The following is a 12,449-nucleotide window of genomic DNA, read 5'->3' on the forward strand; positions in this document are numbered from 1 at the left end:
CAAAACTGTGACAGCCATCAACCAAGCGGCAATATTTACGATTCGGGCGCTAGAAAGTCAGATTTGCCGTTCGAAGGCAAGCTTTGTTCAGCAGAACGGTGATTATGGGGCTATCAGCCTGTGATCTGGGCGAATCATTGCTTGCCCGCGAATCCTTGTCTTGATAGTCCATTCACATGGGAAAAAGCCTGATTCCGCCAGACAATGGCGATGATAATGTCGAACCGGTTGATCTGAAGGCAGCGCTGGAAGAGCGCTATCTTGCCTATGCTCTGTCAACGATCATGCATCGTGCCTTGCCGGATGTGCGGGACGGGCTAAAACCCGTTCATCGCCGCATCATGCATGCCATGCGTTTGCTGCGCCTGTCGCCTGATCAATCCTATGCCAAATGCGCCCGAATCGTCGGCGAGGTGATGGGTAAGTTTCATCCCCATGGCGACCAGTCGATCTATGACGCGCTCGTTCGCTTGAGCCAGGATTTTGCCGTACGCTATCCCGTGGTCGACGGGCAGGGGAACTTCGGCAATATTGATGGCGATAACCCGGCAGCGATGCGTTATACCGAAGCGCGCATGACCGACGTTGCCATGCTGCTCCTAGAGGGCATTACCGAAGATGCCGTCGATTTCCGCCCGACCTATAATGAGGAAGACGAAGAACCAATCGTTCTTCCCGGAGCCTTTCCAAACCTGCTTGCCAATGGTTCGTCGGGCATTGCGGTCGGCATGGCCACCTCGATTCCACCGCACAACGTATCGGAACTCTGCGCTGCGGCACTGCATCTGATCAAGCATCCTGACGCGACGGTGGAAGAGCTCATGACTTCCCCGGAGGAATGGGCGGCCATCGAAGCGTTGGCGAAGGACGACCCTAAAGCCCTGCTTACCTGCAAGGTGCGTGGTCCCGATTTCCCGACGGGCGGCATTCTTGTCGAAAGTTGGGAAGCAATTGTTGAAGCCTATAAAACCGGCCGTGGCGGTTTTCGTCTGCGTGCCCGCTGGGAAACGGAAGATCAGGGCCGAGGCACGTGGAACATCGTCATTGGCCAAATCCCTTATCAGGTTCAAAAGTCACGGCTAATTGAAAAGATCGCGGAACTCCTGATCGCCAAGAAGCTGCCATTGCTGGATGACGTACGCGATGAGTCGACTGAAGATGTCCGCCTTGTGCTTGAACCCAAGAGCCGAAGCGTCAATCCGGACATTCTCATGGAGTCGCTGTTTAAGCTGAGCGAACTTGAAACGCGCTTTCCGCTCAATATGAATGTTCTGTCGCAAGGCAAGGTGCCGAACGTTCTCTCCTTGCGTGAAGTTCTCAAACAGTGGCTCGAACACCGCAAGGAAGTGCTTATTCGCCGCTCGCGCCATCGTCTTGGTGAAATAGAGCGGCGTCTTGAAATTCTGGGCGGCATGCTCATCGCCTATCTGAATATTGATGAAGTTATCCGCATCATCCGCGAGGAGGACGAACCGAAGCAGGAGATGATCCGCCGCTTCGAACTCACCGATAATCAGGCGGAAGCTATCTTGAATATGCGCCTGCGCTCCTTGCGCAAGCTTGAAGAGTTTGAAATCCGCAAAGAATTTGACGGATTGAGCGCCGAAAAGAAGCAGATCGAGGAATTGCTGGGATCAGAGCCAAAACAATGGCAGACGATTTCGTGGCAGATCGCTGAAATGCAAAAGAAGTATGGACCGGAGACCTTGGTTGGCAAGCGTCGCACAACCTTCGCCAATGCGCCGACACATGACCTGACCGACATTCATCACGCCATGATCGAGCGCGAGCCGGTGACGGTCGTCGTGTCGGAAAAGGGCTGGCTGCGCGCCATGAAGGGGCATCTGGCAGACTTTGCTACTTTGACCTTCAAGGAAGGCGACAAGCTGAAGCTGGCATTCCACGCTGAAACAACAGACCGCATCCTCGTTCTGACTACCGGCGGCAAGTTCTACACCATCGGTGCAAACAGCCTTCCAGGTGGGCGTGGTCATGGCGAGCCGATCCGCATCATCGTCGATATGGAGAACGACCAGGATATTGTCACCGCTTTCGTGCACAATCCCGAGCGTAAGTTGTTCCTGTCATCGCATGTCGGCAATGGCTTTATCGTTCCTGAAGCAGATGTCATTGCCAATACGCGCAAGGGCAAGCAGGTGATGAACGTCAAGTCTCCGGACGAAGCGCGCCATTGCGTGCCGGTCATCGGCGATAGCGTTGCCATTGTTGGTGAAAACCGCAAGCTGCTTGTCTTCCCGCTGGCCGATGTACCAGAGCTCGGTCGCGGCAAGGGTGTGCGTCTGCAACGCTACAAGGATGGTGGCGTTTCCGATATCCGCATCTTCACAATGGAGCAGGGATTGACGTGGCAGGACGCTTCTGGCCGCAGCTTCACGCGTGGAAAACTGGAGCTTTTGGAATGGGTGGGCCCGCGCGCCACGGCCGGCCGCATGGTTCCAAAGGGTTTCCCACGCTCGGGCAAGTTCTCGTAAGTCGAGCCCTAGATCGGATGGCGGATTGCCGTCGTCCGGGCTCGCCTGCGTGAGTGGACCATTTGCCAGAGCGAATGGCCGATTAAAGCAGAAATGATGATGATGCCACCCAAAAGGGTGGCGTCGGTTGGGCGTTCGGAAAATACCAGCCAGACCCAGATGGGCGTCAGCACTGTTTCAAGCAGATAAAACATCGCGACTTCCGGTCCTGAAAGAAAGCGCGGACCTGTTGCAAGGCAGATGAAGGCGATTGTGGTGACCACCGCGCCGTTGAAGATGATCCAGCCAGGAACGGCGACGTTGAATCCATTTTGCGATACCATGAATGCAGCAACGGCTATAGGCACTGCGGTGCCCATCATTGCAGCAAAGCTCATATCCTTGCCGGACGCGCGCGTGACCGTGATGGCCGATGCGAGAATGAAAGTCGACAACAGCCCCATCAAATCGCCGAAGACATGACCTGCCGATAAGCCTTCATACACGATGATTCCGACGCCGATCAGCATCAGGAACATGGCAATGAAAGTGATCGCCTTGGGCCGTTCTTTCAGAAATACCCAGGACAAAAGCGCAGAGAATACGGTGTTGAACGCCAAAATGAAAACGAGATTGGCTGTCTTCGTATTATAAACTGCGGTCATGAAGGCGATTGAAGCCAAGCCATACAGCGCTGCAACCAGATACCCGATCTTGCCCGGAAGGACTTTGCGGCGCTTTCCGGTGACGAGATTCCAAACGGCCCAAATGATGAGCGCGCAGATGAAGGTTGTCGAGCTGCGCAGCAGCAGCGTCGACCATGTTTCCCCTTGGCCAAGGCGCAACAAAGGAATGTCTGCCGAAAGCACCAGACCTCCGATGCCGGTGATGAGCAAACCTTTGCGATGGTCGAGGTGAAGCTGGGACATGCGGCAGATTTCCGGGGGGATTCATTTGAATTATGCCGCGTTGTCTAGCGGTAGAACAGGCTGCCGTCCAGCGTACCCATCAGGGCGCGCGGCGCTCCCAGCCTTTCATGCCCAGATGTTCCTGCGGCTGGTAGCGGATTTTATATTGCATCTTGCGCGAGCCCTCGACCCAATATCCAAGATACACATGCGGCAGGCCTGCGGCAGCTGCGCGCTGAATATGGTCGAGGATCATAAAGGTGCCAAGAGAGCGGCTTGCATGGTCCGGATTGAAGAATGAATAAACCATGGAAAGCCCGTCACCCATGATATCGGTCAATGCCACGGCAATCAGTTCACCTTCGCCCTTTTGCGTAATGAAGCTATCGGGGCCGCGCCGGCGATATTCGATGATCTGGGTGGGCACGTGGGTGTCTTCCACCATCATGGCATAATCGAGGACGGTCATTTCCGACATGCCGCCCTTATTGTGGCGCGCATTGAGATAATGCCTGAACAGTGAATATTGTTCGGTCGATGGTTCGGCGTGATGAATATTGCCGATCAGGTCACGATTGCGATTCCATACACGTCGCATGGATTTATCCTGCGTGAACTCACCGGCGAGAATGCGCACGGAAACACATGCCCGGCAATTCTCGCAGGCTGGCCGGTAAGCGATGTTTTGCGAGCGCCGAAAGCCACCTTGAGTCAGCAGATCATTCAGCTCACTGGCTCGCCCGCCCACAAGGTGGGTAAATACCTTGCGTTCAAGCTGTCCCTCAAGATAAGGGCATGGCGAGGGGGCTGTCAGAAAAAACTGCGGTGATTGCTGCGGTTGATGGGTCATCCAAGTTCCTGGCACGCTCTGTAACAACTATAGAATCGTATGACCGCCTAAAACGTCAATTCAATTATATTGCATTGCAGAGTGAATGTCGCGTGTGTCGTATCAGTGCACGGGTCTTTCGGGGCAGCGTGACCCACTCCATGAATGGATGGGCGGATCGAAACGGCCATTGGTTGAACCACCCCACGCCGCTTTGAAACTTTGATAATCGCTGCTGAAATGTAAAGAGACGAGGCCCGTGCCATCCTTGTCCGTCCAAATCAGCGTGCGGTCTGTCGGGCTGGTTTGGTCTTTTTCGATGACATTGCCATCGGTGCGTCCGGCCAACCCATCTATTTTATACGTCCCGGTAATTCGCCCGTCACGGTCCACGCTCAGATTGGTTTGGATATCCTGGTAATCGCCATAGGAAATAACTTCGCCGCAGAATTTTCCCGCAGGCGAAGCCGCATAGCTCACGCCGCCTGACAAAACGAGCAGGGCAGCTGCTACAGCAACGGATTTGTGTCTGTTCATCATTTCAATGCCGAAGAAGAAAGGCTCCCGGACGGGAGCCTTCAATGTTTAATTATATGCCCTGACGACAACCGTTCCGAGCAGAAGGTCATGCAATGTACGTTTGCGGTCAAGGAAGAAGGTTGCGAGCAGAATAAATGGGGTCAACACGACATTGAGGCCCCAGAAGAGCACAGTATGAACGATTGCGAGCAGTCCGTCCACTTTCCCGCCATCCAGGCGTTCAAGCTTCAGCCCCATCATCTGCATACCTTTGGTAGCCTGACGCGGTCCGCCAAGGGTACCGTAAATATAAATCAGGGCAACAGCTGGAAACATTACGCCGTAAAGCATCCAACCAAGGCCCAGCGTCGCGATCCCCAGAATGAAAACGAGAATAGCTACCGGAATGCAAAGCAGAAACACGATCGCATAGTCGATCAGGAAGGCAAATATGCGGCTGGTACGCACGCCCTGATACAAGCGCCAATCGTCGAAACGATCAGTAATTATTTCGCCATCAAGGGTTTTCGCGTTCATTTTGTTTCCTGTTTTCAAGTGATAGCCAAATGGCCATTACCCTGAAATTGGGAATTCAGGCAGATAAATTCAAGCGCCAGCCTTCAATCGTTCTGCAACAATGGGTGCGAAGTAGGTGAGAATGCCGTCGCAGCCAGCGCGTTTGAAAGCCAGCAGCGTTTCCATCATCACACGTTCTTCGTCGATCCAGCCATTGGCGCCGGCGGCTTTGATCATCGTGTACTCGCCCGAAACCTGATAAGCGAAGGTCGGCACAGAAAATGTGTCCTTCAACCGGCGGATAATATCAAGATAGGGCAGGCCGGGCTTTACCATGAGCGAATCTGCGCCCTCGGCAAGATCCTGCTCTGCCTCGCGCACCGCTTCATCGGTGTTGGCAGGGTCGATATAATAGGTTTTCTTGTCGCCCTTCAGCCGACCGGACGTGCCGATTGCTTCGCGGTAGGGGCCATAAAACGCCGAAGCGAATTTGGTGGCATAGGCCATGATCGCGACATCTTGAAAGCCATTTTGATCCAAGGCATCACGAATGGCACCAATGCGGCCATCCATCATATCCGATGGCGCAATAATATCGGCGCCTGCAGCAGCTTGCAGCACTGCACCTTGCGTAATTTGAGCAACAGTCTCGTCATTGATGATGATACCGTCGCGCAAAATACCATCATGGCCATGGCTGGTGAACGGGTCGAGCGCAACATCGGTAATCATGCCGATTTCAGGCACGGCATCTTTGATCGCGCGCGTAGCCCGGTTGATCAAATTGTCAGGGTCAAGAATCCCTGAACCCGTATCGTCGCGCAGGTCAGCGGCAATATTGGCGAATGTAGCTATGGCAGGAATGCCAAGCTTGGCGGCCCGTTCTGCTTCACGCACAGCCATATCCACTGAAAAACGCTGTACGCCAGGCATGGCGGCAATGTCTTCTCGTCGGTTCTCACCTTCGCAAAGGAATATCGGCCAGATCAGATCATTGACTGTCAGCTGGTTTTCCTGGACCAGACGACGCGACCAGTCGGCCTTGCGCATGCGGCGCAAACGGCGGCTCTGGGTAATTTCATCAACGGTTCTTGGCGCGTGCCTTTGAAATGCGGGATGCTTGTTCATGTTTTCTGCCTGCTGTTTGGAATAGTTTTAACAGGATCGCCACAATAGCATAACCCCAAAATTGCGGCTCGTTCTTGGACCAAATGCCCAAACTGCCAGCTCTACCTTTGTCCTGAACCACGTCATCCATTGACGCGCCCCGCCGGAGTTTCCTACCTTCGCTTGCAAATAACGGAGAAATGCATGGAAATCGATTTTGGCGGGATGGGTGAAATCGCATTTGAGCGGCGCGGCAAAGCTGGTCTGGTTCGCCTGACGCGGCCAAAAGCGCTTAACGCGCTGACGCGAATTATGGTCAGTGCATTGCATCGTGCGCTGATTGCCTGGTCTACCGACGAGGCGGTCCATTGCATTATCGTTGAAGGCGAGGGACGGGCCTTTTGCGCTGGCGGCGATATTCTCGCCGTTTATCATGCTGGCCGTTCCGGTGCCCCGCTCTATGATTTCTTTGCCGACGAGTATCGACTCAACGCCTATATAAGACATTATCCCAAGCCTTATATCTCGCTGATTGATGGCATTGTCATGGGCGGCGGTGTTGGCATTTCGGTGCATGGCTCGCATAGGGTCGTCACGGAAAACGTCACTTTTGCCATGCCCGAAGTTGGCATCGGCTTTTTCCCGGATGTCGGCGGCAGTGCTTTCCTGCCGCATCTGCCGGAGCATTTCGGCACTTATCTCGCTTTGACCGGCAATAGAATCAAGCAGGGCGACTGCCTGCAAAGCGGTATTGCCACCCATGCGATCAAGGCGGAAGACAAGGAAAAACTCAAACGCAGCCTGATCCGGTCGGGTGATCCCGAAAAGGCGTTAAAGGGCAAGACGATCAATCCTGACTTTGAAACACCCGAAGCAATGCGCGACATGATAAGCGTTCTCTTTGACTCGCCAACATTAAGTGGTTGTCTCATCCGTCTTGCTGCCGCAGGGGTGAATGGCAGCGAAGAAGCGCAAAAACTTCTTGATCTGATCAAGACTCGCTCGCCCACAAGTCTGCATGTCAGTTTCCGTCAGATAGAAGAGGGACGCGAACTCGATATGGACCAGTGCATGCAGATGGAATACCGCATTCTTTGCCGTATGCTTGAAAATCACGACTTTTATGAAGGTGTAAGGGCACTTCTTGTGGACAAGGATAATTCGCCCGTGTGGAGTCCCGCAAAAATCGAAGATATAACGCCTGAAATGGTCGATGCCTATTTTGCATCATTGGGCGAGCGGGAATTACAACTGACATGAATGACAAGCCCACCCATTTGCCTTTCGACCCGACTATGGCCCAAACAGGCTTTGTCTGGTTGCTGCGGCTTGTAGCCATCTACTCACTTGTCGCCGGGGTAGGCTACTGGGCGCAGATCAGTGGGTATTATGAAGGGCTGCTCTGGCGCTTCGACCTCATGCCATGGCAATGGAAGGTCGCCTCCGTTTCGCTGGCAATGCTTTATCCCGTTGCTTCAACCGGCCTTTGGATGATGGTGTCCTGGGGGCCGGTTATCTGGTTTGTCGCCGCACTCGGCGAAACGCTGATGTTTACAGTATTCTCGGAGTTCTTCTTTTACAGGCCCCAAATTGCTATTATTCATGGCTGCGTTGCACTGCTTTACATCGTCTTCCGGATAGTGCTGTTTTTGCAGAAACGTCAGCAGGCCATGCCAATCCGCTAATTCTCAAAATATGCTGGCGGTAAGTCTTCATTAAGGTAGAAATTGATTCTGTGATGGTAAGATACTGTTAAGTCTATGTTTTAAGTCGAATTTTATGCGTATTCGATAGTGTCTGCTCAACGGTGAGAAAAATACACCGAAACAACAGTGAGGCAGGTATTATGAACAGCATACAGAGAAAGTCTGGCGCAAGCTCGCATTCTACAGTAAATGACACAGCATTGCGTACATTATATCTTGAAGCACTTCAGTTGGTCGAGCGGTTACATCGCCGGTTGCTTGATGTAGTCAAGGATGAATTCGATCGTAATGGCCGCAGTGACATCAACGCCATTCAGGCATTGCTGCTTTTCAACATCGGCAATGCGGAACTGACAGCCGGAGAACTTCGCAGTCGCGGCTATTATCTGGGATCGAACGTTTCCTACAATCTCAAGAAACTGGTCGAACTCGGCTTTATCTCCCACGAACGCTCACGCACAGACCGTCGTTCGGTTCGCGTCAGCCTCACGGAGAAGGGTTCTGAAGTGGCCGAACTGGTTGCGGGCCTCTATGAACGCCACGTTGCATCGATCGAGCATGTTGGAGGCATAAAGGCTGAAGAATTCCAGTCCATGAACAAGGCACTTCAGCGTCTTGACCGCTTCTGGAACGACAGCATCGCCTACCGCATGTAATTTTGGGGTAGCTGCAATAACAAAAGCCCGGCTTTGCGCGCAGCAAAGGCGGGCTTTGTCTATTGGTTCACAATACTTGAAGTCCACACCGGGGCAATTCGACTTTGGGCCGAGTTAAGACAGGTTCTGCATCTCGGTGACTGCTCTAGCCCAAGTCATTAATCCGCCATAATGGAATGCAACTGCACGATCCTATACTCAAGTCAGTGCAGCATCATTATCGCCTCAATGGGCGCATATCGCGTAATCATCACAATCGCGCTATACTTCGCGGAATGTTGATGTTTGTTAACGATGTTCCTGATATTTTTGGAAACCATATCTGCTCGCGCGCATTGCTGTGAGCAGCTTGACTGCGAAGCTTCCAACAGGTTGGACAAGAACATGAAAAAATTTGGATCGTCAGCGCTGGACCGCCGCGCATTTTTGACCGGTGTCGCAACAGCAGGCATGGCGGCCGTTGCTTCGTCTGCCTTTGCGCAACAATCCGATATTGGTGACATTCTCTCCGCTCCAAAACGCGGCAACTGGGATGATCAGTTTGATGCGCGCTCGACAAGCCGTGGCAAGGTCGCAAGCTTCCAGCCTATCGCCAGTCCTGAAACAGTGTCCTTCATCGAGAATGCTATCAACACCTATAGCCAGATTGTCGGCAATGGTGGTTGGCCGACCGTCCCCGGCAATGTGAAAATGCAGCTCGGCGTGGTCGATCCCGCCGTTTCGGTCATGCGCAAGCGCCTGATCATCGCGGGTGATCTTTCGCAGAGCGCCGGCGTTTCCAATTCTTTTGATACGTATGTCGATGCGGCGGTCAAGCGCTTCCAGTCGCGCCATGGTCTGCCCGCCGACGGCGTCATGGGCCAATATTCATTGGCAGCAATGAACGTTACGGCTGACGTTCGTCTCGGCCAGTTGCAGACAAATCTGGAGCGCGTCCGTAAGCTTGCTTCTGAGGATCAAGGCGCCCGTTATGTCATGGTCAATATTCCTGCCGCGCAGATTGAAGCAGTTGAAGCGGGCAGGGTTGCCCAGCGTCACACGGCCATTGTCGGCAAGATTGATCGCCAGACACCCATCCTCGACTCCAGGATTCACGAGGTCATCCTTAATCCATATTGGACAGCGCCGAAGTCGATTATCCAGAAGGATATCATTCCGCTGATGCGTAAGGACCCAACCTATCTGGAGAAGAACAAAATTCGCCTGTTTGACGAACGCACCCGCGAGGAAGTTTCGCCGGAGAGCGTTGACTGGTCAACCGACGATGCTGTCAAGCTGATGTTCCGTCAGGATCCAGGCAAGATTAACGCCATGTCCTCGACCAAGATCAACTTCGCAAATCCCTATGCGGTCTATATGCATGACACGCCCTCGCAGGGCCTGTTTAACAAGCTGATGCGTTTCGACTCGTCAGGTTGTGTCCGCATTCAGAACGTACGCGATCTCAATGTCTGGCTGCTGCGTGACACCCCGGGCTGGGATCGCCAGACAATGGAGGCGACAATTGCCTCCCGCGTCAACACACCGATTGCCGTGACTAACCCTGTTCCCGTGCATTTCGTCTATGTGTCGGCATGGTCCACGGGTGACGGCGTTGTTCACCTGCGTGACGATATTTACGAGATGGATGGTCAGAAAGCCCTGTCGATCGGCACCAATACCTAATTCTGTCTGACTGAGAATTGAAAAAGACCGCTAGTAGCGGTCTTTTTTATGATGGCGGTTTCAAACCATTGGTTTTCGTCCATCGGCCATTGGCCTCTGCCATTTAAGTATGATAATGCGCGGCAACTACCCACGAATATCCAAATGGCAAATGAGGGTTCAGGCACCATGTCGAATGCAGATACATTTTTCAACGCATCGCTCGAAGATATCGATCCGGAAATTTTCAGCTCGATCCGCAAAGAGCTGGGCCGTCAGCGCCATGAAATCGAATTGATTGCATCGGAAAATATCGTGTCGCGCGCTGTTCTTGAAGCGCAGGGTTCGATCATGACCAACAAATATGCCGAAGGCTACCCGGGCAAGCGCTATTATGGCGGCTGCCAGTTCGTTGATATTGCTGAAGAACTTGCTATCGAACGCGCCAAGAAACTGTTTGGATGCAATTTTGCCAATGTGCAGCCTAATTCCGGCAGCCAGATGAACCAGGCCGTGTTTCTGGCCCTGTTGCAGCCCGGCGACACATTTATGGGCCTCGATCTGAATTCCGGCGGTCACTTAACCCACGGTTCTCCGGTCAACATGTCCGGAAAATGGTTCAAGGTCGTTTCCTATGGCGTTCGTCAGGACGATCATTTGCTGGATATGGATGCCATTGAAAAGCAGGCACAGGAAACCAAGCCGAAGCTGATCCTCGCTGGTGGTACTGCCTATTCCCGCATTTGGGATTGGGAGCGGTTCCGCAAGATTGCCGATAGCGTCGGCGCCTATCTGATGGTTGATATGGCTCATATTGCCGGTCTGGTCGCTGCCGGTGTTCACCCTTCGCCGATACCGCATGCCCATGTTGTTACCACCACCACGCATAAATCACTGCGCGGCCCTCGCGGCGGCATGATCCTCACCAATGACGAGGATATTGCGAAGAAGATGAATTCAGCCGTATTCCCCGGTTTGCAGGGTGGCCCCTTGATGCACGTCATCGCTGCAAAGGCAGTTGCCTTCGGCGAGGCGCTCAAGCCTGAATTCAAGGTCTATGCCCAAAACGTTGCTGACAATGCCAAGACCTTGGCCGCGACATTGAAAAAGAACGGCCTCGACATCGTTTCCGGCGGTACAGACAACCATCTTATGCTCGTCGATCTGCGTCCAAAGAATGCAACCGGCAAGCGGGCGGAACAGGCACTTGGCCGCGCAAACATCACCTGCAACAAGAACGGCATTCCCTTCGATCCGGAAAAGCCATTCGTCACGTCTGGTGTCCGTCTTGGAACGCCAGCAGGCACTACGCGCGGATTTGGCGCAGCAGAGTTCACCGAAATCGGTAATCTCATCTCGGAAGTGCTTGATGGCTTGAAGGTCGCCAATTCCGATGAGGGCAATGCAGCTGTGGAAAAGGCAGTTCAGCAGAAGGTTATTACCCTGACTGACCGCTTCCCTATGTACTCCTATCTGGGCCAATAAGCCTGTTTTGCCTTGGCGATACGCACTTCATTGACAGTGCGTTTCGCCGAGGCGCTTTAATCTCGCTTCGAAAAACACTATCTTCGCGGTGATCTCAGAATCATCTTCGGAAAGTTCCTCGATGCGTTGTCCATATTGCCAGTCTGAAGATACTCAAGTGAAAGATTCCCGTCCTGCGGAGGATGGGGCTGTCATTCGCAGGCGACGTATTTGCACGGTGTGTGGTGGAAGGTTCACGACCTTCGAACGCGTGCAGTTGCGCGATCTTTCCGTCATCAAGAAAAGCGGCCGCCGCGTTCCATTCGACCGGGATAAGCTTATGCGTTCCGTCGAAGTCGCCTTGCGCAAGCGTGAGGTGGATCAGGAACGGGTTGAGCGGGCTGTCTCGGGCATTGTACGCCAGTTGGAAAGCTCGGGTGAACCGGAAGTAAGCTCCGACGAGATTGGCCGTCTTGTCATGGACGCGCTCAAAGGCATTGATGACATTGCCTATATCCGCTTTGCCTCGGTTTATCGCAATTTCAGCGAAGCCAAGGACTTCCATGACGTCATCGATGAAATTACCGCGAGCGATATCGCAACTGGCCCGATTGAGGACGATTGATCCC

12 protein-coding genes are annotated in these 12,449 nt (G+C 53.3%); 7 read left to right on the plus strand and 5 right to left on the minus strand.

Annotated elements, in window-relative coordinates; genetic code table 11:
- The first annotated feature begins 176 nt into the window (after positions 1-176).
- Positions 177-2,492 (plus strand): DNA topoisomerase IV subunit A, encoded by a 2,316-nt coding sequence (gene parC / locus QFZ34_RS18900; RefSeq protein ID WP_307284148.1) that lies wholly within the window; start codon positions 177-179, stop codon positions 2,490-2,492.
- Positions 2,493-2,500: 8 nt separating this feature from the next.
- Here the strand turns inward: parC and QFZ34_RS18905 are convergent, their stop codons facing one another.
- From QFZ34_RS18905 to hemB, 5 genes are all read right to left on the minus strand, one after another.
- Positions 2,501-3,400 carry a DMT family transporter gene (locus QFZ34_RS18905; RefSeq protein ID WP_307284151.1) on the minus strand — a complete coding sequence of 300 codons (900 nt, stop codon included), beginning with the start codon at positions 3,398-3,400 and terminating at the stop codon, positions 2,501-2,503.
- A gap of 79 nt (positions 3,401-3,479) precedes the next feature.
- Entirely contained in the window at positions 3,480-4,229 is a 750-nt protein-coding gene (locus QFZ34_RS18910; protein ID WP_307284154.1) for an arginyltransferase, read from the minus strand.
- 102 nt (positions 4,230-4,331) lie between these two features.
- Positions 4,332-4,748 carry a hypothetical protein gene (locus QFZ34_RS18915; RefSeq protein ID WP_162802406.1) on the minus strand — a complete coding sequence of 139 codons (417 nt, stop codon included), beginning with the start codon at positions 4,746-4,748 and terminating at the stop codon, positions 4,332-4,334.
- Positions 4,749-4,793: 45 nt separating this feature from the next.
- On the minus strand, positions 4,794-5,264 hold the full coding sequence (locus tag QFZ34_RS18920) for an RDD family protein (protein ID WP_307284157.1): 471 nt from the start codon (positions 5,262-5,264) through the stop codon (positions 4,794-4,796).
- 69 nt (positions 5,265-5,333) lie between these two features.
- Positions 5,334-6,371 (minus strand): porphobilinogen synthase, encoded by a 1,038-nt coding sequence (gene hemB / locus QFZ34_RS18925; RefSeq protein ID WP_115051732.1) that lies wholly within the window; start codon positions 6,369-6,371, stop codon positions 5,334-5,336.
- Positions 6,372-6,554: 183 nt separating this feature from the next.
- Between hemB and QFZ34_RS18930 the strand changes: the two genes are divergently transcribed.
- The 6 genes from QFZ34_RS18930 (at position 6,555) to nrdR (ending at position 12,445) form a co-directional block, all read left to right on the plus strand.
- Entirely contained in the window at positions 6,555-7,610 is a 1,056-nt protein-coding gene (locus tag QFZ34_RS18930) for an enoyl-CoA hydratase/isomerase family protein (RefSeq protein ID WP_115051731.1), read from the plus strand.
- Positions 7,607-8,035, plus strand: a complete 429-nt coding sequence (locus tag QFZ34_RS18935) for a DUF6163 family protein (RefSeq protein ID WP_115051730.1) — start codon at positions 7,607-7,609, stop codon at positions 8,033-8,035. Before QFZ34_RS18930 ends, QFZ34_RS18935 begins: the two co-directional genes overlap by 4 nt.
- Before the next feature lie 161 nt (positions 8,036-8,196).
- A complete protein-coding gene (ldtR, locus tag QFZ34_RS18940) occupies positions 8,197-8,712 on the plus strand; it encodes a transcriptional regulator LdtR (RefSeq protein ID WP_115051729.1) in 516 nt (171 codons plus the stop codon).
- Between the two features lie 372 nt (positions 8,713-9,084).
- On the plus strand, positions 9,085-10,377 hold the full coding sequence (locus QFZ34_RS18945) for a L,D-transpeptidase family protein (RefSeq protein ID WP_370878863.1): 1,293 nt from the start codon (positions 9,085-9,087) through the stop codon (positions 10,375-10,377).
- A gap of 144 nt (positions 10,378-10,521) precedes the next feature.
- Entirely contained in the window at positions 10,522-11,841 is a 1,320-nt protein-coding gene (gene glyA / locus QFZ34_RS18950) for a serine hydroxymethyltransferase (RefSeq protein ID WP_307284166.1), read from the plus strand.
- 121 nt (positions 11,842-11,962) lie between these two features.
- Positions 11,963-12,445, plus strand: coding sequence for a transcriptional regulator NrdR (nrdR, locus tag QFZ34_RS18955; RefSeq protein ID WP_115051727.1), 483 nt, complete (start codon positions 11,963-11,965; stop codon positions 12,443-12,445).
- The last annotated feature ends 4 nt before the right edge of the window (positions 12,446-12,449 follow it).

The sequence above is a fragment of the Phyllobacterium ifriqiyense genome (assembly GCF_030817885.1).
Taxonomy (GTDB): domain Bacteria; phylum Pseudomonadota; class Alphaproteobacteria; order Rhizobiales; family Rhizobiaceae; genus Phyllobacterium; species Phyllobacterium ifriqiyense.

Excerpts from the sequence above, each read along its gene's own strand:
- parC (WP_307284148.1), top strand. The coding sequence starts at position 177 with ATGGGAAAAAGCCTGATTCCGCCAGACAATGGCGATGATAATGTCGAA.
- QFZ34_RS18905 (WP_307284151.1), bottom strand. The coding sequence starts at position 3,400 with ATGTCCCAGCTTCACCTCGACCATCGCAAAGGTTTGCTCATCACCGGC.
- QFZ34_RS18910 (WP_307284154.1), bottom strand. The coding sequence starts at position 4,229 with ATGACCCATCAACCGCAGCAATCACCGCAGTTTTTTCTGACAGCCCCC.
- QFZ34_RS18915 (WP_162802406.1), bottom strand. The coding sequence starts at position 4,748 with ATGATGAACAGACACAAATCCGTTGCTGTAGCAGCTGCCCTGCTCGTT.
- QFZ34_RS18920 (WP_307284157.1), bottom strand. The coding sequence starts at position 5,264 with ATGAACGCGAAAACCCTTGATGGCGAAATAATTACTGATCGTTTCGAC.
- hemB (WP_115051732.1), bottom strand. The coding sequence starts at position 6,371 with ATGAACAAGCATCCCGCATTTCAAAGGCACGCGCCAAGAACCGTTGAT.
- QFZ34_RS18930 (WP_115051731.1), top strand. The coding sequence starts at position 6,555 with ATGGAAATCGATTTTGGCGGGATGGGTGAAATCGCATTTGAGCGGCGC.
- QFZ34_RS18935 (WP_115051730.1), top strand. The coding sequence starts at position 7,607 with ATGAATGACAAGCCCACCCATTTGCCTTTCGACCCGACTATGGCCCAA.
- ldtR (WP_115051729.1), top strand. The coding sequence starts at position 8,197 with ATGAACAGCATACAGAGAAAGTCTGGCGCAAGCTCGCATTCTACAGTA.
- glyA (WP_307284166.1), top strand. The coding sequence starts at position 10,522 with ATGGCAAATGAGGGTTCAGGCACCATGTCGAATGCAGATACATTTTTC.
- nrdR (WP_115051727.1), top strand. The coding sequence starts at position 11,963 with ATGCGTTGTCCATATTGCCAGTCTGAAGATACTCAAGTGAAAGATTCC.